Source organism: Mycetocola sp. Y442, from assembly GCF_056898615.1.
In genome coordinates this window covers 160,429-182,141 of sequence record NZ_JBXHBV010000002.1, presented here as the reverse complement: position 1 = coordinate 182,141, position 21,713 = coordinate 160,429, and the positions used below count along the sequence as shown (strand labels likewise).

Below are 21,713 nucleotides of genomic sequence, written 5' to 3'. Positions count from 1 at the left end.
GGTCAGCCAGGAGTGAGGCGGATGCTGTCAGCGCAGGTACGCGCGCGCCCACTGCACCATCTGCCCATACGCGACGGCGCGCACGGGTTCTGCCGAGAGCAGCACGTCGTGAATGGCACGGTCGATTTTCGCCACGGTGACCGTCGGGGCGAGCCGGAGCGAATGTTCGGCGATCTCATCGATGACAAGCACACTGTCGCTCTCGAGCATCCGTTCCGTCCAGGTCACCGACAGGGTCGACCTGGACGACATCATGCTGAGCACCGGCGCACCGATCGACAGGCCTGCGGCGACGCGCTGATGCCCGGCGAAGATCGCTGCCAGCCACGCGGGGTGGGTCGGAAACCCGCGCGCCGGCCGCCACTCGGTGTTGTAGTCCCACTCGCCATCCATCGCGCTCGATACGGCGCGGGTATAGAACCCGAGGTCAACGTTCGGCAGAGGCGCCCGCGGGTCGAGCCGCGCACCGATCGTCGCGAGCGGTGCAAGCGCCCTGCGCCCGACCGCGCCCGCCTGAAACTCGAGCCACGGGCTGTTGAGCACGAGGGCCTGCGCCCGCTGCGGATGCCGGTCAGCCCACAACGACACGGTGAGGCCGCCCGTCGAGTGGCCCATCAGGAGCAGGCGGCGGGTTGGCTGCTCGCCGATCCCGTGGCCCATGACCGTCAGGGCCGCCTCGATGTCCTCGTCGTAATCAGCGAGGTTGGTGATGTAGCCGGGCGTTTGGTACTCGCGGAGCGACCGCCCGTACTTGCGCAGGTCGATGGCAAAAAACCTCGCCCCCTGGGCGCTCCAGAATTCGGCGAGTTCGGTCTGGAAGAAGTAATCGGACCAGCCGTGCACATAGAGCACGTCCCAGCCGCGAGCCGCGGCTTCGTCGTTGAGCATCGACGCAATACGACGGAGCGGCACCTCCCGGTGGCGCACCAGAGTCGCGACCATGGGCCCCTCAAAATCGGAGTCCAGGTCGAGCGTCAGCTGTTCGAACGGCTCACCGAGAATGTCGGGCTTCCAGCTGTGCCCGACGCTCTCGGTGTGCGCGCTCGAAACCACCGAAATTACGGCCGTGGCGGGAGCGGCGGCTGCTGGCCCTGAGGAGCGGCGGGGTACTGGGGTGCCTGCTGCTGGGGAGCATAGCCCTGAGGAGCCTGACCCTGCTGGGCGGCGTACCCCTGAGGAGCCTGCTGCTGCGGGGCGTAGCCCTGAGGAGCACCGAACTGTCCTGCCGGTGCAGCAGGGGCCTGCTGGCGAGCAGGAACTGCGCGCGCGATGAGCACTCCGAGCGCGAAGAGTGCCGTGTAGATGAGGGCAGTGGACAGCGACCCGACGATTGCCGAGCTGAAGATGGTCTCTCCGAGGTACGAACCACCGGTGATGACAGCCCAGACGAGGTTGATGACGACGAGTCCGGCGAGGCCGACCGCGCCACCGATCGCGATCTTCTTGAGCAGTTCGACAGTGGTGCGCGCCTTTTCGAGAGGTGCGACGTACAGCGCGCTGACCGCGACGAGTCCGGCGAAGACGGCGGCGGCGACGAGAGAGATGACGAAGTAGATGAACCGGTCACCGAAGAGTCCGTAGACCGCGTTGCCGATCAGCCCGAGAATGCCGGTGACCGCCTCGAACCCGACCACGACAGCGCCGCCGAAGATCACCTGGCGCAGGATGCCCTTGTCAACCGGGCGCGACTGCTTCTGCGGCGCCTGCGGCGCATAACCACCCTGCGGGGCATAGCCACCCTGCGGGGCGTAACCACCCTGCGGCGCGTAACCACCCTGCGGCGCTGAGCCTGGCTGGGGTCGCGCGCTTACCGGCGGGACGGGCTGAGAGTTCGGGTTCTGGGGAGGCTGCTCGATCGACATGCACCCACCCTATCGGCCGCGCCGCAGCCCGCGAATGGACAGAAGTCCCCGGCGCTGCCCGCTCGCTACTCGTTGACCGCTTCGCCGCGCGAGATCGCGACCATGTCCTCGCGAGGCACGACCTTGATGCGCGCGCGTCCCTGCGGTTCACCGAGCTTCATCTCGTGCTGGTCGAGGTTGTGCCAGCCCTCGAGATCCGTGTATTTGACCCCACGCTCGTCGAGCATGTCGATAACGCCCTGCTCGGTGGGATCCGCCGGTGTCCACCAGTTGCTCTCGCCGTTGATGACGTGCTTGATCGTTTCCATGGCGTCGGACTTGGTGTGCCCGATGAGACCCACCGGTCCGCGCTTGATCCAGCCGGTGGCGTAGACACCCGGCACCACGTCGTTGCTGCCCTTCTGGAGCACCATGCCCTCGCGGTTGGGGATCACTCCGTGGCGCTTGTCGAACGGGATGCCCTCGAGCGGCGACCCGAAGTATCCGACAGCCCGGTAGACGGCCTGGACCGGTATCTCGCGAATTTCGCCGGTCCCGACGACGCCGCCCTCGGCATCCGGTGTCGTGCGCTCGTACCGGAGTGCAGCGACGTGACCCGAACCGTCGGAGACGATCTCGATCGGCTTGGCATAGAAGTGCAGGTGGAGACGCCGTGAGGCCGAGCCGACCTCGCGCTGCCGCCATTTCTGCAGCACCTTGTCGATGACCATGACCTGTTTGTTGGTCGCGATTGCCGCCTTCGACGCCTCGTCGTAGTCGAAGTCCTCGTCATAGACGATCAGGTCGACGTCACGGAGTTCACCGAGCTCCCGCAGTTCCAGCGGCGTGAACTTGACCTGCGCGGGGCCGCGCCGGCCGAACACGTGCACATCGGTGACCGGCGAGGCTTTGAGGCCCTCGTAGACGTTCTGGGGAATCTCCGTCGACAGCAGATCTTCGGGGTGCTTGGCAAGAATTCGTGACACGTCGAGCGCGACGTTTCCGTTGCCGATGACGGCGACCGACTGAGCCTCGAGGGGCCAGGTGCGGGGAACGTCCGGGTGTCCGTCGAACCAGCTGACGAACTCAGCTGCCCCGTAGGAGCCTTCGAGGCGGATGCCGGGAATGTCGAGGTCGGCGTCCTGGATGGCGCCAGTGGCGAAGATCACAGCGTGGTAGTGCTTCTTGAGGTCGTCGAGCGTGATGTCGGTGCCGTAGTTGACGTTACCGAAGACGCGAATATCACCGCGGTCGAGCACCTCGCGGAGCGCGGTGATGATTCCCTTGATGCGGGGGTGATCGGGCGCGACGCCGTATCGGACCAGGCCGTATGGTGCAGGAAGCCGGTCGAACAGGTCGATCGACACGTCGAAGTTGCGTTCTGCCTTGAGCAGGATGTCTGCCGCGTAAATCCCTGCGGGGCCGGCTCCGACGATGGCGAGTCTCAACTTGGTCATTCGGGGGTACGTTCCTTACTTGCTGCGGTCGACGATGGTGTCCGCAAAGCGGGTGAGAGCCTGTTTCACCGGGCCGTCCGGCAGCGGCGCGAGCGCCTCAACGGCTTCACGCGCCCACTCGTGGGCCTCGGCGAGGGTGCGGGTGGTGACGTCGTGAACGCGGAGTTCCGCGATCGCCGCGTCGAAATCGGCGGATGCCGCGTCGCCGTCGGTGCCAGCGGCATCCGTCTCGATACGGGATACAAGCGCAGCCGCAGACTCGTCGGTGGCGGCGAGCGCGCGAAGGCGGATGAGCGGAAGTGTTGCAACGCCGGCGCGCAGGTCGGTGCCGGGGACTTTGCCGGTCTCCTCCGGCTGCGGCGAGAGATCGATGACGTCATCGATGAGCTGGAAGGCGACGCCGATCTTTTCGCCGTACTCGACAACAGCTGGCTCGAATTCGCGGGGGGCTCCGGAGAAGATCAGTCCGGCCTGAGCGGCGAGTGCGATGAGCGAGCCGGTTTTGTCGGCGAGGACCCGGATGTAGTGCTCTTCCGGGTCTTCGTCGCCCTGCGGCCCGACGGTCTCGTGCAGCTGTCCGAGGACGAGTCGCTCGAAGGTATCGGCCTGAAGCTGCGTCGCACGCTCGCCCAGCTTCGCCATCAGCTGGCTTGCCCGCGCGAAGAGGAGGTCACCGGTGAGGATGGCAACCGAGTTGCCGAACACGGCATGGGCACTCGGGACGCCCCGCCTGCGGTCGGCGTCGTCCATGACGTCATCGTGGTACAGCGACGCGAGGTGGGTGATCTCGATAGCCTCAGCCGCCTGGATCACCTCGTCCGTGTTGCCGTTTCCGAGCTGGGCGGTGAGCAGAAGCAGCATGGGGCGAACGCGCTTGCCACCGGCCTCGAGCAGGTATCGCGACGTTGAATCGGCGACGGAGTCGGTGAAACTCAGTTCCACCTCGAGGGCGTTCTCGATGCGCTGGAGCCCGTCGTCGACCGACGCGAGCAACTGCTTGCTTTTCGCTGACGCGAAGATACGTTCGGTCTGGCCCAGATGACTGGAAAGGCTCGTCGCACGCCGGATAGCACTCGGATTCACGAGGACTAGCCTACCCGTGCCGGGGGTTCTGGTTTATTTCTCCTCGATCCCCCAGGGGGAACCGTATCCGGCGGGCGAATCGGCGGCGAGAAGGTCGAGGAACGGGCGGGAATCGAACGCCTCCGGGCCGAGAACTCCGGTCCCGCCCCACACCCCCGCCGCCAGGAGTTCGAGCGCAACGGCCGGGTTGATCGCGGTCTGCCAGACGACGGCCTGGGAGCCGTACTCCGCCATCGTCTGCTCGTTATCGGCCACGTGATAGAGGTAGGTCGAGCGAGGAGCGCCGTCCTTGCCCGTTCCGCGCACCCAGACCCCGGCACAGGTCTTGCCGTGCATCCGATCACCGAGGGTCGCCGGGTCGGGGAGGCAGGCAGCGACAACGTCGCGCGGTGAGACTTGGGCGCCCTTAACCGTCACCGGCTCCGTTCTGTCGAGACCGGTCTTATGGAGAACCTGAAGCACCTGGATGAACTCGTCACCGAGTCCGTACTTGAAGGTCACCCGCTTCGCTTTCGTCCAGCGCGGCATGAGGAGCACTTCCTCGTGCTCGACGTTAACGCACTCGACCGGACCGACTCCGCCGGGAAAGTCGAAGATCTCGGGTTCACTGAATGGCGGCGTTGTGAACCAGCCGCGCTCTCGCTCGAAGATCACCGGCGGGTTGAGACACTCCTCAATCGTGGTCCAGATCGAGAACGACGGTGCGAAGTCGTACCCGTCAACGATGAGGTTCGCGCCGTCGCGCACCCCGAGTTCGTCGATCTCGCTGAAGAGTTCGTCTTCGGCGTACCGCGCGAACACATCGGAGAGACCAGGCTCGACGCCGATACCGACCAACGCGAGCCGACCGGCATCCGCCCACTTTTCGGCCTGCGCGAATTGCTCATCACCGAGCTTCACGCCGGGAAGCTCGAAGGGCTTGTCGGGATGCGGACGGGAGAGACTCATGGCCATGTCGAGGTAAACCGCATCGGCGGCGAAACAGCCGTCGAAGATCGGCATCACGAACCGAGGGTCGACGGCGTTGAGCACGTGGGTAATGCCGTGCTCACGGATGAGCGCGGCAACAGCGTCGGCGCTCGATGCATCGACCTGCGCCGCCGCAAATCGGGCGTCCCCGAGGTCGGCGACCAGTGTCCCGGGTCGGATCGGATCGTAATCGGCGATGACGAGGCGCTCGAAGAAGGTGCGTCGGGCGAGGATGCGAGCAGCGGCAGACCCGACCCCTCCGGTGCCGACGATCAGGATGCGCATGGCTCTCCTCTCGTGTGACGGTGCTGATTCGGGTTGGTCGTGCCGGGCTGGCGTTGCCGGGCTGGTTCGGTCCGGCCGGTCACGTCAGGCCGCCGTCGACCGAACGGCCGTACTCGTCGGGGCTGTCCGGGACGAGCACCTCGGTGTCGCGGTTGAGAGTCTCGCCACGGAAGAACGGCTTCGACCGGGGGAACACCCACCACAGGAGCATGAGGACGACACCGAGCGCGAGCGCACCGACTCCAACGACGAAGGTGCCTCCGATGCCGAAGATGATCGTGTAGCCGTAATCCACGTCGTACATGTCGATACAACTCTGGATGAACGCATAACCGAGCATCAGCCCGCCGAGAAGTGGAAACAGGCCCTTGAAGAAGAAGTTGCGCGGCGAGGTGAAGAGTTCCCGGCGGAAGTACCAGACGCACGCGAGGCCCGTGATTCCGTAGTAGAACGCGATGGCGAGGCCGAGCGAGAGGATCGAATCGGCGAGGATGTTTTCCGAGATAAAGGTCATGCCCACGTAGTAGACGATCGCGACGATCCCCATGACAAGGGTCGAGAATGACGGTGTCTGGTGCTTCGGGTGCACATTCGCGAACCGCCTGGGCAGCGCCCGGTACGCGGCCATCGCGAGGGTGCCGCGCGCGGTCGGCAGAATCGTGGTCTGCGTCGACGACACCGCCGAGACCAGCACCGCGACGACGAGGATCCAGGCCCATGGCCCCAGGATCAGGTCCTTGAGCGCCAGGAAGACGTCGTTGGCGTTGTCTTCGTTGGCGAGTCCCGTTCCATCCGTTCCCAGGCCGGCGTACGACATCGCGGCGACGGTCACCGAGACGTAGGTCACGAGGAGGATCGCCGTCGTGACGACGGCAGCCCGGCCGGGAATGCGCTTCGGGTCCTTTGTCTCCTCGTTGAGGGCGAGGCAGGTGTCCCAGCCCCAGTAGATGAACAGGGCAAGCAGCACCGCCTCGATGAACCCCGAGTAGTCGGCGAACGCGAACGGGTTGAACCAGTCGAGTGAGACGGGCGTTGGGTTGGGCGCGTCTCCCGATGCAACCCGAACGAACGCGACGATGACGAACAGGGCGAGTGCCAGGTACTGCACGGCCAGGAGGACGTTCTGCACCCGTTCGCCCACCTGGATACCGCGATAGCTCACCCACGTCATGAGTGCGATGAACACGACCCCGGTCGCGGTGACCACTGCGGCGTTCGACGCGAGCGACCCGTCACCGACGAGCAGCCAGAGGTATTGCCCACCGACCTGCGCGAGGTTGGCGAGGACAACCATCCCAGCGACGGCAACTCCCCAGCCGCCCATCCAGCCAACGAACGGGCCGAATGCCTTCGTTCCCCAGGTGAAGGTCGTGCCGCAGTCGGGAACCGCGCGGTTGAGTTCGCGGTAGGCAAACGCGATGAACAGCATGGGGATGAACGCGACGATGAAGGCGATCGGTGCCTGTGCCCCGACGGCAAGCACCACGAACCCGAGGGTCGCGACGAGCGAGTAGACGGGCGCCGTCGACGCCAGCCCGATGACCACTGACCCCCAGAGGCCGAGAGCCCCGGCTGCGAGGCCCTTCCCTCCGCCGCTGGAAGCTGACGGGCGCGAAGCATCCGTCGACCGCGTTGTCATGAGCGAAAGGTACTGCTGGACAGATTCGGATGTCAATGCCGGTGTGACGGGTGGCCAGGCGAGTGTGGCTTCGCCTGAGCCGGTGTCATCGCGTTCGTGATCCGGGAGCTGAGGGCTGGACGGATGCCACGCGCTCGCGTCACTATAGGACCGTTCAGGCGTTATTCGTATGTGCGCCGGAAACGGAGCAATCATGTTCTTGAGTGGCCTGGCCACTGTCAGCTTTTTCGCCGACGACATCGATGCGGCCAGGAAGTGGTACACCGAACTGCTGGGGATCGCGCCTTACTTTGTGCGTCCCGAAAGCGGACCTGCCGCGTACATCGAATACCGGATCGGTGACTACGAACACGAACTCGGGATCATCGATCGTCGATACTCACCGCACCCGACGGCGACCGATCCGGGTGGCGCCATCGTCTTCTGGCACGTCGACGATGTTGAGCAGGCGCTTGACCGCCTGCTCGCCCTCGGCGCGACCGAGCATGAAGCGATCACGAAGCGGGAAGCGGGTTTTGTGACGGCATCCGTCGTCGATCCGTTCGGCAACATCCTCGGCGTGATGTACAACCCGCACTATCTCCAGATCCTCGAGTTCCGCACGGGCGGGATGCTGGGCGAGTAATGGCCGCGGAGCAGGAGACGCGGCGTTTCGACGGACCCGATGAGTTTCGCGCCTGGATTGAGGTCGAACAGGACACGTCACCGGGCGTCTGGCTCGTGATGGCGAAGAAAGGATCGGGGCAAACCACGATCACCTACGCCGAGGCGCTCGATATCGCGCTCGCCTACGGCTGGATCGATGGGCAGGCCCGCCGCGTTGACGACGCAACCTATGTCCAGCGCTTCACCCCGAGACGATCCCGAAGTCCCTGGTCGATGCGCAACGTACGCTTCGCCGAGGCCATGATCGCCGAGGGGCGGATGACGCCCCGTGGCATCGCGGAGGTCGAACGTGCCCGCGCCGACGGGAGATGGGATCGGGCATACGAGGGACCGAAGACGGCGGAGCCGCACCCCGACTTCCTCGCCGCCCTCGAAAAGAACCCGGCCGCCGCTGAGTTCTTCGCCTCGCTCAACAGCCAGAACCGTTTCATGGTCTACTACCGGATCCAGGAGGCAAAACGGCCGGAGACCCGTGCGCGGCGGATCGAGGCGTTCGTCGAGCAGCTCGCGCGCGGCGAGACGCTTTCGTGAGTGGGCAGGCGTGAGGGGGGCGCAGGATGCCACCCTGGTATTCGGGGTAGCCGGACGGCTCAGGAGTACCGGCTCGGTGTTCGCCGAGGACGAGGCCCGGCTCCTGATCGAGGCCGCGGCGGATGCATCGGAGCTCGACCTGCTGGTCGGCCGTCGGTCCGCGGGCGAACCGCTCGAGTACATCGTCGGCTGGGCCGAGTTCTGCGGACTACGCGTTCGGGTTCGACCCGGGGTCTTCGTGCCTCGCCGGCGCACCGAGTTTCTCGTCGACCGCGCGGCGTTCCTCACCACGCAGCGCGGGCATCCGCTCGTCATCGATGTCTGCTGCGGGTCGGGCGCCATCGGAGCGGCGTTGATGGCCCGGTTCCCCGCGATCGAATTGTGGTCGACCGACATCGATCCGACTGCTGTTGCGTGTGCCCGCGCGAATGTCGCCGGCACCGTCGTGGAGGGCGATCTCTTCTCGTCGCTGCCTGCCGACCTGCGCGGGCGGGTCGATCTTGTGGTCGCGAATGCACCCTATGTGCCGACCGCGGAGATCACGATGATGCCGCGGGAGGCACGACTGCACGAGACACTCGCGACCCTCGATGGCGGCCCCGACGGGCTTGACCTTCACCGGCGGATCAGTGCTGAGGCGCCCGCCTGGTTGCGCGCGGGCGGGCACCTCCTGATCGAGACGAGCGAACGTCAGGCCGACCGGACCGCCCGGATCGTCGCGGATGCCGGCTTGGACGCCAGGATCGAGCGCTCGAGCGAGTTCGGCGCGACGGTCGTCACGGGCACGAGGTGATCGCGCGCGGCACCCTCGGCTGCGTGCTCGGGCCGCGCGCGGCACTGTCGCCCCGGGCGGAGAATCGCCGGGTCCATGGCACATCCGTGCCCCGACCCGGGCATTTACCTCCCGAAACACACCCGAGGAGTCGCAACCTGACGCCAACACGCCGGGCCGCACGCTCGGCTGTCGCCCACCGCCACGGCCGCGAACCCGACCGGGCCGCGCGCGGCACTGTCGCCCCGGGCGGAGAATCGCCGGGTCCACGGCACGTCCGTTCTCCGACCCGGGTATTTACCTCCCGAAGCACACCCGAGGCGCGGAGGCACGTCGGGCAGTTCGAGTGGCGACTAAGCGCGGGGCTTCGTACCGCGGTGGAGGGCGACGATCCCGCCGGTGAGGTTGCGGTACTGAACCTCGGTCCAGCCGGCGCCCCGCATCCACGACGCGAGTTCGGCCTGCTTCGGCCAAGCCTTGATTGAGTCGTTGAGGTAGTCGTATGCGTCGGGGTTGGAGCTCGAGAACTTCACCATCACCGGCGTCACCCGCTCGAGGTAGAAGTCGTACAGGCCCTTCATCACCGGGTTCGGCGGGGTCGAGAACTCACAGATGACGATGCGGCCACCTGGCTTCGTCACCCGGAACATCTCGGCAATTGCCTTCTTCGGCTCGACGACGTTGCGGAGACCGAACGAGATCGTCGTTGCGTCGAACTCGTTGTCGCCGAACGGGAGGTCAGTGGCATCCGCTTCGACGAACTGCATGTTGCGCACGCGACCGTACTTCTTGCGGCCAACCTCGATCATGCCGGGTGAGAAGTCGGCGGCAACCACTGTTGCGCCCGACTTCGCGAGCGAGGCACTGGAGGTGCCGGTTCCGGCAGCCAGGTCGAGAATGCGGTCGCCGGGGTGCGGGTCGACGGCACGGGTCGTGGCCACTCGCCAGAGCATGTCGTTGCCGACGCTCATCACCGCGTTCGTCCGGTCATAGTGCGTGGAAACCTGGTCGAACATGGCCGATACCTGCGATGGCTGCTTGGAGAGATCTGCCTTGTTCATCCCCCAAGCATACGTCGCGAGGGATGGATGATCCGGACAGGCGGGTACCGGGTCGCTGCCGCCTCAAAGCCCGCTGAGCAGACGGCGACAACCGGCTGGGAGGGCACCGTCGAGGCGTAGGCTTGAGACGTGATTCAACCCGGCACAATCGCTCCGCATCCGCGTGTGCGGCACCTCACCGTCAGGACCCATAAGGTCGACGACGTCCGCTCACTCCTCCCCCTCGCCGACCCCCATGCCCCCTTGCTGTGGGTACGACAGGGCAACGGCATCGTCGGCATCGGCGAGGCACTCCGGCTCGAATTCGCGGGGCCAACCCGCATGAGCGACGCCGCGGTGCTCTGGCGAGAGGTCGCCGCCGCTGCTGACGTTATCGACGAGGTACGGATGCCGGGCAGCGGCCTGGTCGCGTTCGGCACGTTCGCGTTTTCCGCCTCTTCCGAGAAGTCCAGCGCGCTCATCGTGCCCCGTACGATCATCGGCCGCCGCGACGGCCAGAGCTGGCTGACGCAGATCACCGTCTCGGATCCGGACGCAGTCTCTGACGCCGCGCCGACGGCATCCGCCCCTCGCCCAACCCCGTTCGGCACTGAGTACCGGCTCAGCCTGACGCCGGGAGCGGAGAGCGCCGACGGGTTCAAGGCCCACGTCGCCGAGGCTGTCGGACATATCGTTTCCGGCGACGTCGACAAGGTGGTGCTGTCGCGGGATCTCAGGGGTCACCTGCCCGCGGGTGCCGACCTCCGCCGTGTGCTCGCCGACCTCGCGCTCGGCTATCCCAATTGCTGGACATACTCGGTCGATGGGCTCATCGGCTCGAGTCCGGAGACCCTCGTCACCGTGTCGCACGGATCGGTCACCGCGCGCGTGCTCGCCGGCACGGCCTCCCGCGGGATCGACGCCGCGAGCGACACCCGCGCGGCCACCGAGCTCGTGTCGAGCACGAAGGACCAGGACGAACACCGGTTCGCCGTTCAGAGCGTGCTCGAGTCGCTCCGGTCGCACACCGCCCACGTGATCACCAGTGAGACGCCCTTCGCCCTCAAGCTGCCGAACCTGTGGCACCTCGCCACGGACGTCGAAGGCACACTGACCGACGACGCCACCTCCCTCGACCTGATCGACGCCATGCACCCCACCGCCGCCGTGGCCGGAGCACCGACCGCGACGGCGACGGCACTCATCGACGAACTCGAACCGTTCGACCGCGGCCGGTATGCCGGGCCGGTCGGCTGGGTCGGCGCCGACGGAGACGGCGAGTGGGCGATCGCCCTGCGGTCGGCCCAGGTCGAGCCGAACGGAGATGTCACGGCATATGCCGGCTGCGGCATCGTCGCCGACTCTGACCCCGAGAAGGAACTCGCCGAGACCGCAATGAAGTTCCGGCCCATCCTCGACGCGTTCGCCTAGAGCGGGGTCACCTTCGACTTCGAGCGCGTTGGCAGAGCGGATGCCGGTTCCAGCGTGGACGCCGCGAGCCGCGCCTTCTGCTCGTCCACGTCGAAGTCGGCGGCGGGCCACTGCGGGTCGATGTCCGTGAGAGCGTCGAGCAACAGTCGCTGTACGGCGGCGCGCGCGTACCACTTGTGGTTGGCCGGCACGACGAACCACGGGGCGTGCTCGGTCGACGTCCGCTCGAGCACGCGCTGATACGCCGCCTGGTAGTCGGGCCAGACTTCTCTCTCGTCGATGTCTGCCGGGTTGAACTTCCAGTGCTTGTCCGGGCGATCCAGCCGCTCAGCCAGGCGGCGCTTCTGCTCATCCGGGCTGATCTGGAGCATCACCTTCACGATGCGCACGTGTCGGTCGATGAGGCGCGATTCGAAGTCGAGGATGGCGTCGTAACGACGTTCGATCTCCTCCTCGCTCGCGAGCTTCCGAACCGAGCCGATGAGGACGTCTTCGTAGTGCGACCTGTCGAACACTCCGATGAAGCCGGGCTCGGGAACCCGCCTCTCGATTCGCCAGAGGAAATCGTGCCTGCGCTCTGCCCGCGTCGGCGCCTTGAAAGCGGTAAGTGTCACGCCCTGCGGGTCGACGGAACCAACGACGTGGCGAACGATCCCGCCCTTGCCCGCCGTGTCCATTGCCTGCAGAACGAGGAGAACGGCATCCGGCGCGCCGCCCTTCGAGGAAGCGAACAGCCGCTCCTGGATGGCGCTCAGCTCTACCGCATCAGTGGCGAGCGCCTGGCGTCCCTCCCGCTTGCCGCCGGAGAAGCCGGGGGTCGATCCCGGGTCGACGTCAGCGAGCACGAAGCTGTCACTGACCCGCAGAAGCGGGGCAGGGCTTGACCGCCACGCAGATTCCGGGCTGTCCTTGCCCAGCTTCGCCGCCGACTTCTCCGCTGCCTTCGCCGCCACCGTCGCCGCTGACTTCTTCGCGGCCAGCTTCTCCGCCAGTTTTTCCGCGGACTTCTTCGCCGATTTCTTCTCGGACTTCTTTTCCGCTGACTTCGTCTCCGCTGACTTCTTCTTCTTGGCCATCCCGACAGTGTGGTCCCTCACGGCCGTCCGGCTCAAGTGCTGGCCCAATGCTCGGTCAATGTTGCGCCTGGCCGTCAGCGCTCGAGCGGCACCTCGATCAGCGTGCCGGATGCCGTCGGCGCGGTCAGCGCCTGGTCAAGCGCGGAGCGCGTGGTCGCCCTGACGTATTTCCAGCCGTACGCCGTTGCGAGGGCTTCGAGGTTCACCGACTGGGGCGTGTACAGCACCCGATCGACCGCGTCACGGTCGGCCGCCTGCGCGACCTCGAGCCCGTCGAAGATGGTGCCGCCCCCGTCGTTACCGACAATCACCTGGATTCGTGGCATCCGTTCGCCGGCAGCCGTCAGCAGCGCGCCGGCGTCGTGCAGGAACGTCAGGTCGCCGAGGAGCACCCGGGTAACGCCGGAACCCGCGTGCTGACTGGCGCTGGCGATGCCCAGCGAGGTCGACACGGTTCCGTCAATGCCGGCGAGCCCACGGTTCGAGTGCACGGATATCTTCTTGCCAGGGACCGCGGCATCGACGTCACGGATGAGCCGGGACGCCCCCAGCACGAGCCTGTCGTGCGGCCACGTCGCGCCCCAGACAGCAAGGGCGAGGGAGCGCCGGTCGATAGGTGCCCGGATCGCACCGAACTCTGTCTTCACGTACGCGAGCCTGGTGGCGGGGTCGTGCGAGTGAGCGGCCTCGAGGTCAGGAGCGACGTCGGTGGATGCCGCGTCGACGAGCGCGCGGGATGCCATGATCCAGGAGCCGAGCCAGGCGCGATCGACGCTTCCGTCGACCACGCTCGCGGCGCCGACGACGTGCGCGGCGCGGCGACCCGGGTTGTAGACCTCATCGCCCGTTGGCGCGACGACGATGACCTCAACGCCGTCGGTCGAGAGCAACGCTGGCACCTGTCTGCTGAGCGTCGGATGGCCGAACACGATGGCCCGTTCGACCCGGCCGCCGAGCTCCGCGTCGGCGAGGAGTTCGCGATACGCGACAATCACATTGCGCCCGAACCGGGCTCCACTCGAAACCTCAGCAATCAGCGGCCAGCCGCCGGCGTGAGCGAGCGCTTCGGCCTGTGGGCCGGCACCGTGGCCGGCGATCACGACTGTTCGCTTCGAGCGGTCAAGCAGAATGCCCGGCCTGGTGATACGCGAGACGTCCGGTAAATCGTGAGCCACAGCATCCGCGGCGCTCTCGACCGGCGAAATGGCCACGCGATCCGGGATGGGACGCGACAACGGCTCGCGCAGTGGGAGGTTGAGATGCACGGGACCCGCGCTCGAACGCCCGCTGCCGAGCGCAGCGTCGACCGCGAGTCTCGCGATCGCCCGCGCCGCCTCCCGCTCGCCGCTCGCACCTGTCGGCGCGGCTATGTCACGGGCGAAACGGGCGGCCTCACCGAAGATGCCGACCTGGTGTGTGGTCTGGTTCGACCGGATGCCACGGAGTTCGAGCGGTCGATCCGCGGTGATGAGGATGAGGGGTACGTCGGAGGAATGTGCCTCAAGAACGGCCGGATGCAGGTTGGCTACCGCGGTGCCACTCGTGACGATGACGATGGCGGGGTTGCCGGTTTCGATCGACAGGCCGAGGGCGAAGAAGCCGGCCACCCGCTCATCGATCCGGACGTGGAGGCGGATCTCGCCCGACCGCTCAAGCGCCGCGGCCGCGAGGGCGAGGGCCTGCGAGCGTGAACCGGGGCAAACGACGATGTCGGTGACACCCTGCCGAATGCATTCCTCGAGAAGTGCGAGCGAGTAATCGGTTGCCGGACTGGCGTCAGGCATCCGCCCTGCCCGTGTCGTCAGGCTCCTGCTTGGGGTCCGGGTGCTTGTCCGGCGTGGGCTTGGCCTTACCCGGTTCGTCGGGCTCTGCGGCGTCCGAGTCGAGGGCGGCGAGTTCTTCTTCAAGCCGCCGGATGCGTTCGTCCTGCTCCTTATCGCGGCCGAGGGTGCCGATGAAGGCGGGGTCGTCGTCTGGAGCGAGCCGCGGGCGGGCGACCTGGGTGACCCTCGCGCGACCGATCGTGAACCACAGGATGAGGCCGAGAACCGGCAACAACACGATCACGACGAGCCAAACGGGCTTGGACAGGCCCCGCACTCTCTCCCTCGCCATCATGGCGCAATCGATCACGGCGAAGATCGTTGCGACTACCACCACAACGAGGAGAATCACGAGCCAACGCATACCTTCATCGTAGTCTTCATTCTGTGAATTACCCCGGGGAGGGGATCACGGACGCTGCACCGGCGAGCGTCCTCCCAGACTGGCGCGCATACACTTGATCCCGTGAAACGCATTCCCCCCGTTGTGACCTACACGGTGCTCCGCCTGCTCGCTTTCGCGGTTCCCCTTGCCCTGCTTCTCTTCCTGGGCTTCGAGCCGTGGGTCGCGACGGTGCTCGCCGCGATCATCGGGCTGAGCCTGTCGTACATCTTCCTCAGGCAGCCGCGCGAGCAGGTCGCGGCAGAACTGTACGACCGCCGCCACGGCAACCGCACGCCGGTCACCGCCGACGAAGACGCGGAAGACACCGCGCACGTAGCGCACGCCGATGGCACGGTCGACACCGAGCACACGGTGGATGCCGAGGACACGGTGAATGAGCGGAACACAGACGAGTCCCGCTCACCAACCGAGCGCTGAGCTACTTCCAGAACGCCCAGAACAGCGCGATGCCGTAGAGCAGCTGGGTGAGTCCGGTCAGCTTCAGCGCGAGGATGTACTCCCTGGCCGTCCGCGCCGTTGCGACGATGATCGCCGCGGGGAGCGCAGCGAGAAGTGCGAAGAGCGCGAACCAGGCGATCGGGTAAAGCAGCGCGATCCAGACGGCGATGCCGAACGGAACCAGCAGGCACACGATGTACAGGATGCGGCTGGGGATCGTTCCGAGGAACGTCGTCAGGGTGCGTTTGCCTGCGACGCGGTCCTGCTCGATGTCACGGATGTTGTTGACGATGAGCGTCGCAACGGAAATGAGACCGACGCCGACCGCTCCGAGCCATGCCTCCTGGGTGAGGTCCATGACCTGCGCGTAGGTGGTGCCGAGTGTGGCCACGAGACCGAAGAAGATGAAAACGAAGAGCTCACCGAGCGCCAGATATCCGTACGGGCGCTTGCCGCCTGTGTAGAACCAGGCAGCGACTATTGCGACGGCGCCGACGGCGATCAGCCACCACAGCTGGGTGAGAACGGTGAGAATCAGGCCAGCAACAGCCGCGATGCCGAAGAAGATCAGTGCAGCGGTGAGCACGGCCTTAGGCGTCGCCTTGCCGCTGCCAACGAGACGGAACGGACCGACACGGTCGCGGTCGGTACCCCTGATGCCGTCTGAGTAGTCATTCGCGTAGTTGACCGCGATCTGGAGGCTCACCGCGATGACGAGGCAGAGCAGCGCACGCACCCAGTGGTACTCACCCGGGTCGCTCGCCGCGATCGCCGCGCCGGTGCCGACGAGCACCGGGGAGACCGACATCGGCAGGGTCGGGATGCGCGCTCCGGCGACCCAGTCGCTGAACCGGGCCGGGCGAACATCGGCGTACACACGTGCCGCGGGGTTCCCGCTCTTGCCCTTTCGCTTCGATGCTGCCGGTGCCGTGGGCGGCGTGAGTCTCTGCTGCTTAGCTGCCACCTGGCAACCTCCCTCTGTCCGGAAGGAGTTTACAGCTACGACGTGACGGGTTTTGTTGCGCGCCACAGTACGCGAGCGCCGTCATTTTGATTTTTCGCCACCGGTGCTAGCATGTCTGCCAGAACTTGAGTCTGACCGACTCAACTTCACGATCAGTACCTGTTTAACCCAGTGAAGCAAAGGAGAAACTTTCTTATGGCACTGAACTTCGACCCCTTCCGTGAACTCGACCGTGTGACCGATTCCCTGCTCAGGCACGGACCGCGCCTGATGCCCGTCGATCTGTATCGCGAGGGCGAGAGATACGTACTCGAGGCCGATCTCCCAGGCATCGACCCGGGGTCCGTCGACATCGATGTTGACGGCCAGTTGCTGACGATCCGCGCGGAGCGCACCCTGAGCACGGGCGAGGGCGTGAAGTGGCTGGCACGAGAGCGGATGACCGGTACCTTCCTGCGGCAACTCAACCTCGGTCAGGGCATCGACACCGAGCGTATTGAGGCGAACTACACCAACGGCGTGTTGCGGGTGTTGATCCCTGTTTCGGAGCGGGCCAAGCCACGCAAGATCGAGGTCTCGCTCGCCAACGAGCCGCAGGACACGCTCCAGGTTTCCGAGTCGGGCAGCGGCTCCTGAGCGGCTGACTCCGGCGGGATCTGCTGAACCGTCGGCTGCCGAAGTGAGCAGAAGCGAAAGGCTGGGGCGTCATGCCCCGGCCTTTTCGCTTACCCGGTCAGCCCAGGCGGTCGGACGGAGGTAACCGATTGGGGGGGGCGGACGTGGCGGGCGGACTACGGCTCGGCGGTCTGCGCGTCCTCAGAACCGAGCGTGACCGCAACGATCGCGACGATCGCGAGCCGGTCGGGTTTACCGGACGGCAGGGTTGGCATCGAGTCGAGACGGACGACGTGCGCTGGCCTGGCCGGTTTGCCCAGCGCGACCGCGACAGCATCCGCAATGTCAGACAGTTCGGGATGCCGTCCGACCGTGACGACGACGGGAACCTCTCCCCACCGGTCGTCCGCCACGGGAACGACCACAGATTCCGCCAGGTCGGGAATTCCCCGGACCACGCGTTCGACCCGGTCGAGGGAGACGTTCACGCCGCCGGAAATGATGACGTTGTCGGCACGCCCGGTCACCCGGAGGACGCCGTCCTCGAATTCGCCGAGGTCACCGGTGCGATACCAGCGCAGACCGTCATCGACAACAAAAGTTCGTTGGGTGAGCGCGTCGTCGCCGAGATACCCTTCCGCGAGCATCGGGCCCGCCAGCTCGACCTCACCGTTGACCACCCGGACGCGCACACCGGGAAGCGGGACCCCGTTGTAGACGCAGCCACCAGAGGTCTCGCTCGATCCGTAGGTGCGATAGATCGGAAGGCCCAGCTGTTCAACGCGCGCGAGAAGCGGGAGCGGCATCGCCTGGCCACCGATGAGGATGCCGTCGAATCGCCGAAGAGCGAGAAGCCCGGCCCTGGATTCCAGCAGGCGCGAGAGCTGAAGCGGCACGAGGGAGGTGAACCGGCGTTCAGCGGTGAGACGCTTCGATGCGTCGGCGAACGCGGCCGGATCGAAGCGCCCCTGGGGCAAAGCGATGGGGGTGGTTCCCGCGGCGATCGAGCGGACGAGAACCTGGATCCCCGCGATGTAGTGAGCCGGCAGAGCGAGGAGCCACTGGCCCTGGCCATCGAGGACCGTTGCCGACGCTGCGGCACTCGCGAGCAGGGCATCACAGCCAAGGGCAACCCGCTTGGGCACCCCGGTCGAGCCAGAGGTCTCGATGACTACTCCGACAGGTTGTGACACCTCTTCATCCGTCGGCACTGTCGTATCTGCGCCATCGTCGGCACCAGGAACGGGAGTGATGGCCGGGCCCGACCTGTCGAGTGCGCGCCGGAGCTCGACCATCAGCTCGAGCGGGTCGGTGGCAGACACCCGGGTGAGTGGCCTCGTCATGGTTTCAGTGTATGCGGGTGGCAACGACCGTGTCAGGAGCTTCGGATGCCTGGCCGCGGAGAGCAGCCTGAGAGGAGGCAGCGCCGTGGCGGATTTCGTAACCTCGGCTGTGGCGCGGGGCTGGTCATCCCGGAAAGGCTCGGAGCGCTCGTTCGGCGACTCTCGCAAGGGCGGGGCGCTCGGCGCCTCCAGCGGCTTGGACAGCGAGCCCGCTGGTGACGGTGCTGAGATACTTCGCGAGCTCTGCCGGGTCTTCGGCGTCCGACAGGTCCCCCTCACGGATCGCGCGTGCGAAGCGTTCGGCGAAGCGCGCTTCGCCGGCGGCCCGGCTGGAGTTGAGGAAGTCGACGACCCGTTGATCGGTCGGGGCACCGGCAAGTCCACCCTGGATCGAGAGGCAACCGGGCGGCTTGGACGGATCGGTAATCGCCAGCACATTGCTGTGCACATAGTGCTCGGCGACGGCACGGGCCGTTGGCATGGCGAGCGCCTCGTCGACATAGGCCATGTCGACCTTGGCGTAGCGCGCGATAGCCCGCCTGAAGGTCTCTTCCTTGTTCCCGAACGCCGCATAGAGGCTCGGCCGGTTGATCCCGATGGCCCTCGTCAGGTCGTCGAGCGTGGTGCCCTCATACCCCTGCCGCCAGAACACCTCGATTGCCGCGTCCAGCGCCACGTCGAGCTCGAACTCACGTGGTCGGCCTCGCTCCGCCATGTTGCGCCTCCGGTCCTTCATTCTGTACCCGATCGAACAATTTTACCGCTTCGAGGAATACCGGCGGGTGCATCGTGATTCTGTACTGTACCGAACACAAATCGAAGGAGTCAGCATGACCACCACCACTACTCGTCCCCTCGCAGGCAAGACAGCCCTGGTCACGGGAGCGTCCCGCGGCATCGGCGCAGGACTGGCGACCGAGCTCGCGGCACAGGGCGCAAGGGTCGCCATCACCTACTGGTCGTCGCCGGAGCGGGCTGAGCAGGTCGTCACGGCGATCCAGGACGCCGGCGGCGAGGCGGTCGCGATCCGCGCGGACAACTCCACCGCGGATGGCGCCCGCGCGGGCGTGCGTGAGGCGGCTGAGAAGCTGGGCTCGCTCGACATCCTGGTGAACAGCGCGGGCGCCGGGTGGTTTGAGCCGTTCCAGGACGCGTCCGACGAGCACATCGATCACACGGTCAACATCAACATCCGGGGCACCGTCTACGCGACGCAGGAGGCGATCAAGCACCTGCCCGTCGGCGGCCGCATCATCACGATCGGCAGCGTCACTGCCGAGAGCCTGCCGTTCCCCGGCGGGGCGATCTATGGCATGACCAAGGCTGCCCTCGTGGCGTTCACCAAGGGCCTCGCCCGTGACCTCGCCTCACGCAAGATCACCGCGAACATCATCCAGCCCGGCCCGATCGACACCGAGGGCAACCCCGCGGGCGGTCCCGCGGGTGAGTTCCTCGCCGGCCTGACTGCCGTGGGCCGCTTCGGCACCGTCGAGGAAGTCGGACCACTCGTGGCGTGGATCGCCAGCGACCAAGCGGCCTACATGACCGGCTCAACGGTGACCATCGACGGCGGCTGGACCGCCTGAGTCCCAGCCCCGAACGACTGAATCGCACACATACGAAAGGACACGCGAGATGACTACGGAGAGGTCGGCCCACGCCGACATTGGACGGCTCGGAGTTTGGAGCCTCGAACTGCGCGGAGCCGATCCCTCCGCGGCTGGCGACGCCGCCGCCGAGCTCGACGACGCAGGCTGGGGAGCTCTCTGGCTTGCCGGCGCCGGTGGACCGGGAATCTGGCGGAGCGCCAGCGATCTGCTCGCGGCGACCAGCCGGCTGAGCGTCGCGCTCGGCGTCGCGAGTATCTGGGGGCCGGACGCCGATGCCGCACCCAACGAATTCGCACGCATCACCGGGCAACACGGCGACCGGCTGCTCGCCGGGTTCGGCGTCAGCAGTCCGCAGAACGCTGCCGCCGTTGGCAAGCCCTTCGGCACCCCGATCGGCGCGATGAACCAGTACCTGGACCGCCTCGACCAGGCCACGCCGCCACTGACGGCGAACGACCGCATCCTTGGAGCACTCGGCCCGCGGATGGTCGAGCTCGCGGGGCGGCGAGGCGCGGGGGTTCACCCATTCCTCGTCACCCCCGAGTCGAACATCGTAAACCGCTCCCTTCTCGGCGAGAGCAGGCTGATCGCGCCCCACTTGGCGGTCGTGCTCGAAACTGATCCTGCGAAGGCCCGCCAGATAGCACGAGCCGGCATCGGCATGTTCATCGGGTTCCCCAGCTACCAGGCGAACCTCCGGCGCCTCGGCTTTAGCGACGACGACCTCGTGCCCGGCGGCAGCGACGGGCTCATCGACCGCGTTGTCGCCTGGGGGTCACTGGACGATGTGCGCCGCCGCATCGACGAGCACATCGCCGCCGGGGCCGACCACCTCGCGCTGCACGTGCTGACGGGACAACGGAGGCTGCCGCGCGCCGAGTGGGCGGAGCTTGCCTCCCTCATCTCCGCCTAGCAGCTCCGATTACGCCCCCAGGCGCCGGGATGGCACCACAACGAGGCGTGTCAGCGTCCTGCTCGCCGTGCGTGATGCCCGCACAGACGAAGGGCGAACGGATCGGCATCCGTTCGCCCTTCGTGGTAACGGGCAGTGCTAGATCAGCCAGGGGTTCTTGCGCACGATCCCCAGGTGCCTCCACGGGCGGCCGGCGCCCCAGGTGTCGCCAGCATAGGTTGCGGCGATCACGATGCTGGCCAGTGCGTAGATGATGTGGTAATCCACGAGGGGGTTGGTGGACCCGGAGTTGGGCGTGAACGGCCACTCAGCCAGGTACATGAGGATCATCACAAAGGTGCAGACGACGGCGCTCACGCGCAAGCCGATGCCGAGCATCAGGGCAACACCGAGTCCGAGCATCGCGAGCATGAACAGCCAGTCGGTCAACGGGCTGGCGATGCTGCCGAAGAAGTCCTTCAGCGGCCCGCGGACCGCATCGCTCTTGAGGAAACCCTGGCTTGGCGCTCCTCCGTTGATCCAGGCGCGCTCAGACGGGGTCGAAAAGCCGAGTCCGAAGGTCTTGTCGAGGAAAGCCCAGAGGAAGAGGAAACCGAGGGCGAGCCTGAGAACGGCGAGCCAGCGGCGAGCGGTTCGAGTGAGGATATCGCCGCGGCCGTTAACCGGAATTTCTCTGACGTCGTCACTGTGTGACTGGGCGGGTCTAGCGGTCATTTCGTCCTCCTGTGCTCGTCGTGTGGACGCGGACCGAGCGGCCCTTCCGCACAGTATGCGCGTCAGCGACCGCCCCGTCAGGAGACTAAAGACCCCG

22 protein-coding genes are annotated in these 21,713 nt (G+C 66.5%); 8 read left to right on the top strand and 14 right to left on the bottom strand.

The genetic code is table 11. The annotated features are described in order from the left end of the window. Positions 1-27: 27 nt before the first annotated feature. The 6 genes from AC1X6S_RS07605 to AC1X6S_RS07580 all read right to left on the bottom strand — a co-directional run bounded on the left by AC1X6S_RS07605 (position 28) and on the right by AC1X6S_RS07580 (position 7,274). Entirely contained in the window at positions 28-1,053 is a 1,026-nt protein-coding gene (locus tag AC1X6S_RS07605; protein ID WP_483405157.1) for an alpha/beta hydrolase, read from the bottom strand. A gap of 5 nt (positions 1,054-1,058) precedes the next feature. Next, positions 1,059-1,862: a hypothetical protein gene (locus AC1X6S_RS07600; protein ID WP_483405156.1), complete on the bottom strand. Its 804-nt coding sequence runs from the start codon at positions 1,860-1,862 to the stop codon at positions 1,059-1,061. Between the two features lie 65 nt (positions 1,863-1,927). Further along, the gene (locus AC1X6S_RS07595) at positions 1,928-3,298 is read right to left on the bottom strand and encodes an FAD-dependent oxidoreductase (RefSeq protein WP_483405155.1); all 1,371 of its coding nucleotides are present in this window, start codon (positions 3,296-3,298) and stop codon (positions 1,928-1,930) included. Between the two features lie 15 nt (positions 3,299-3,313). Then, positions 3,314-4,381, bottom strand: a complete 1,068-nt coding sequence (locus AC1X6S_RS07590) for a polyprenyl synthetase family protein (RefSeq protein WP_483405154.1) — start codon at positions 4,379-4,381, stop codon at positions 3,314-3,316. Positions 4,382-4,414: 33 nt separating this feature from the next. After that, on the bottom strand, positions 4,415-5,635 hold the full coding sequence (locus AC1X6S_RS07585) for a saccharopine dehydrogenase family protein (RefSeq protein WP_483405153.1): 1,221 nt from the start codon (positions 5,633-5,635) through the stop codon (positions 4,415-4,417). Between the two features lie 79 nt (positions 5,636-5,714). Continuing rightward, positions 5,715-7,274 carry an APC family permease gene (locus tag AC1X6S_RS07580; protein ID WP_483405152.1) on the bottom strand — a complete coding sequence of 520 codons (1,560 nt, stop codon included), beginning with the start codon at positions 7,272-7,274 and terminating at the stop codon, positions 5,715-5,717. Positions 7,275-7,467: 193 nt separating this feature from the next. Between AC1X6S_RS07580 and AC1X6S_RS07575 the strand changes: the two genes are divergently transcribed. From AC1X6S_RS07575 to AC1X6S_RS07565, 3 genes are read left to right on the top strand one after another with little or no spacing between them, the layout of a single operon-like run. Further along, positions 7,468-7,899: a VOC family protein gene (locus AC1X6S_RS07575; RefSeq protein ID WP_483405151.1), complete on the top strand. Its 432-nt coding sequence runs from the start codon at positions 7,468-7,470 to the stop codon at positions 7,897-7,899. Further along, entirely contained in the window at positions 7,899-8,471 is a 573-nt protein-coding gene (locus AC1X6S_RS07570; RefSeq protein ID WP_483405150.1) for a YdeI/OmpD-associated family protein, read from the top strand. Before AC1X6S_RS07575 ends, AC1X6S_RS07570 begins: the two co-directional genes overlap by 1 nt. A gap of 10 nt (positions 8,472-8,481) precedes the next feature. Then, positions 8,482-9,264, top strand: a complete 783-nt coding sequence (locus tag AC1X6S_RS07565) for a putative protein N(5)-glutamine methyltransferase (protein ID WP_483405149.1) — start codon at positions 8,482-8,484, stop codon at positions 9,262-9,264. Positions 9,265-9,596: 332 nt separating this feature from the next. Here AC1X6S_RS07565 and AC1X6S_RS07560 read toward each other — a convergent pair whose 3' ends face one another. Beyond that, positions 9,597-10,304, bottom strand: a complete 708-nt coding sequence (locus AC1X6S_RS07560) for a demethylmenaquinone methyltransferase (protein ID WP_483405148.1) — start codon at positions 10,302-10,304, stop codon at positions 9,597-9,599. A 129-nt stretch (positions 10,305-10,433) separates the two neighbouring features. Here AC1X6S_RS07560 and AC1X6S_RS07555 point away from each other — a divergent pair, with 129 nt between their 5' ends. Continuing rightward, a complete protein-coding gene (locus AC1X6S_RS07555; RefSeq protein ID WP_483405147.1) occupies positions 10,434-11,714 on the top strand; it encodes an isochorismate synthase in 1,281 nt (426 codons plus the stop codon). On the opposite strand, the gene AC1X6S_RS07550 is transcribed toward AC1X6S_RS07555, so the two are convergent. The 3 genes from AC1X6S_RS07550 to AC1X6S_RS07540 all read right to left on the bottom strand — a co-directional run bounded on the left by AC1X6S_RS07550 (position 11,711) and on the right by AC1X6S_RS07540 (position 14,977). Further along, positions 11,711-12,790 carry a PPK2 family polyphosphate kinase gene (locus AC1X6S_RS07550; RefSeq protein ID WP_483405146.1) on the bottom strand — a complete coding sequence of 360 codons (1,080 nt, stop codon included), beginning with the start codon at positions 12,788-12,790 and terminating at the stop codon, positions 11,711-11,713. The two genes, AC1X6S_RS07555 and AC1X6S_RS07550, sit on opposite strands and share 4 nt — an antisense overlap. A gap of 74 nt (positions 12,791-12,864) precedes the next feature. Beyond that, positions 12,865-14,574: a 2-succinyl-5-enolpyruvyl-6-hydroxy-3-cyclohexene-1-carboxylic-acid synthase gene (gene menD / locus AC1X6S_RS07545; RefSeq protein WP_483405145.1), complete on the bottom strand. Its 1,710-nt coding sequence runs from the start codon at positions 14,572-14,574 to the stop codon at positions 12,865-12,867. Further along, a complete protein-coding gene (locus AC1X6S_RS07540; protein ID WP_483405144.1) occupies positions 14,567-14,977 on the bottom strand; it encodes a PLDc N-terminal domain-containing protein in 411 nt (136 codons plus the stop codon). The genes menD and AC1X6S_RS07540 overlap by 8 nt, the downstream gene beginning before the upstream one ends. 102 nt (positions 14,978-15,079) lie before the next feature. On the opposite strand from AC1X6S_RS07540, the gene AC1X6S_RS07535 reads away from it, so the two are divergent. Beyond that, the gene (locus tag AC1X6S_RS07535; protein ID WP_483405143.1) at positions 15,080-15,436 is read left to right on the top strand and encodes a DUF4229 domain-containing protein; all 357 of its coding nucleotides are present in this window, start codon (positions 15,080-15,082) and stop codon (positions 15,434-15,436) included. Position 15,437: 1 nt separating this feature from the next. Here AC1X6S_RS07535 and AC1X6S_RS07530 read toward each other — a convergent pair whose 3' ends face one another. Beyond that, positions 15,438-16,421: a 1,4-dihydroxy-2-naphthoate polyprenyltransferase gene (locus AC1X6S_RS07530; protein ID WP_483405142.1), complete on the bottom strand. Its 984-nt coding sequence runs from the start codon at positions 16,419-16,421 to the stop codon at positions 15,438-15,440. Positions 16,422-16,616: 195 nt separating this feature from the next. Here AC1X6S_RS07530 and AC1X6S_RS07525 point away from each other — a divergent pair, with 195 nt between their 5' ends. Next, a complete protein-coding gene (locus AC1X6S_RS07525) occupies positions 16,617-17,057 on the top strand; it encodes an Hsp20/alpha crystallin family protein (RefSeq protein WP_483405141.1) in 441 nt (146 codons plus the stop codon). Positions 17,058-17,212: 155 nt separating this feature from the next. On the opposite strand, the gene AC1X6S_RS07520 is transcribed toward AC1X6S_RS07525, so the two are convergent. Together AC1X6S_RS07520 and AC1X6S_RS07515 are read right to left on the bottom strand one after the other, a co-directional pair. Next, on the bottom strand, positions 17,213-18,379 hold the full coding sequence (locus AC1X6S_RS07520; RefSeq protein WP_483405140.1) for an AMP-binding protein: 1,167 nt from the start codon (positions 18,377-18,379) through the stop codon (positions 17,213-17,215). A gap of 124 nt (positions 18,380-18,503) precedes the next feature. Continuing rightward, positions 18,504-19,094, bottom strand: coding sequence for a TetR/AcrR family transcriptional regulator (locus AC1X6S_RS07515; protein WP_483405139.1), 591 nt, complete (start codon positions 19,092-19,094; stop codon positions 18,504-18,506). Between the two features lie 115 nt (positions 19,095-19,209). Between AC1X6S_RS07515 and AC1X6S_RS07510 the strand changes: the two genes are divergently transcribed. Continuing rightward, on the top strand, positions 19,210-19,965 hold the full coding sequence (locus tag AC1X6S_RS07510; protein ID WP_483405138.1) for an SDR family NAD(P)-dependent oxidoreductase: 756 nt from the start codon (positions 19,210-19,212) through the stop codon (positions 19,963-19,965). A gap of 49 nt (positions 19,966-20,014) precedes the next feature. Then, a complete protein-coding gene (locus AC1X6S_RS07505) occupies positions 20,015-20,902 on the top strand; it encodes a TIGR03620 family F420-dependent LLM class oxidoreductase (protein ID WP_483405137.1) in 888 nt (295 codons plus the stop codon). A 138-nt stretch (positions 20,903-21,040) separates the two neighbouring features. On the opposite strand, the gene AC1X6S_RS07500 is transcribed toward AC1X6S_RS07505, so the two are convergent. Beyond that, complete coding sequence (locus tag AC1X6S_RS07500) at positions 21,041-21,616, bottom strand: DoxX family protein (protein WP_483405136.1); 576 nt, start codon at positions 21,614-21,616, stop codon at positions 21,041-21,043. Between the last annotated feature and the right edge of the window lie 97 nt (positions 21,617-21,713).

Excerpts from the sequence above, each read along its gene's own strand:
- AC1X6S_RS07560 (WP_483405148.1), bottom strand. The coding sequence starts at position 10,304 with ATGAACAAGGCAGATCTCTCCAAGCAGCCATCGCAGGTATCGGCCATG.
- AC1X6S_RS07595 (WP_483405155.1), bottom strand. The coding sequence starts at position 3,298 with ATGACCAAGTTGAGACTCGCCATCGTCGGAGCCGGCCCCGCAGGGATT.
- AC1X6S_RS07525 (WP_483405141.1), top strand. The coding sequence starts at position 16,617 with ATGGCACTGAACTTCGACCCCTTCCGTGAACTCGACCGTGTGACCGAT.
- AC1X6S_RS07570 (WP_483405150.1), top strand. The coding sequence starts at position 7,899 with ATGGCCGCGGAGCAGGAGACGCGGCGTTTCGACGGACCCGATGAGTTT.
- AC1X6S_RS07550 (WP_483405146.1), bottom strand. The coding sequence starts at position 12,790 with ATGGCCAAGAAGAAGAAGTCAGCGGAGACGAAGTCAGCGGAAAAGAAG.
- AC1X6S_RS07600 (WP_483405156.1), bottom strand. The coding sequence starts at position 1,862 with ATGTCGATCGAGCAGCCTCCCCAGAACCCGAACTCTCAGCCCGTCCCG.
- AC1X6S_RS07585 (WP_483405153.1), bottom strand. The coding sequence starts at position 5,635 with ATGCGCATCCTGATCGTCGGCACCGGAGGGGTCGGGTCTGCCGCTGCT.
- AC1X6S_RS07515 (WP_483405139.1), bottom strand. The coding sequence starts at position 19,094 with ATGGCGGAGCGAGGCCGACCACGTGAGTTCGAGCTCGACGTGGCGCTG.
- AC1X6S_RS07500 (WP_483405136.1), bottom strand. The coding sequence starts at position 21,616 with ATGACCGCTAGACCCGCCCAGTCACACAGTGACGACGTCAGAGAAATT.
- AC1X6S_RS07505 (WP_483405137.1), top strand. The coding sequence starts at position 20,015 with ATGACTACGGAGAGGTCGGCCCACGCCGACATTGGACGGCTCGGAGTT.
- AC1X6S_RS07575 (WP_483405151.1), top strand. The coding sequence starts at position 7,468 with ATGTTCTTGAGTGGCCTGGCCACTGTCAGCTTTTTCGCCGACGACATC.
- AC1X6S_RS07580 (WP_483405152.1), bottom strand. The coding sequence starts at position 7,274 with ATGACAACGCGGTCGACGGATGCTTCGCGCCCGTCAGCTTCCAGCGGC.
- menD (WP_483405145.1), bottom strand. The coding sequence starts at position 14,574 with ATGCCTGACGCCAGTCCGGCAACCGATTACTCGCTCGCACTTCTCGAG.
- AC1X6S_RS07540 (WP_483405144.1), bottom strand. The coding sequence starts at position 14,977 with ATGCGTTGGCTCGTGATTCTCCTCGTTGTGGTGGTAGTCGCAACGATC.
- AC1X6S_RS07520 (WP_483405140.1), bottom strand. The coding sequence starts at position 18,379 with ATGACGAGGCCACTCACCCGGGTGTCTGCCACCGACCCGCTCGAGCTG.
- AC1X6S_RS07510 (WP_483405138.1), top strand. The coding sequence starts at position 19,210 with ATGACCACCACCACTACTCGTCCCCTCGCAGGCAAGACAGCCCTGGTC.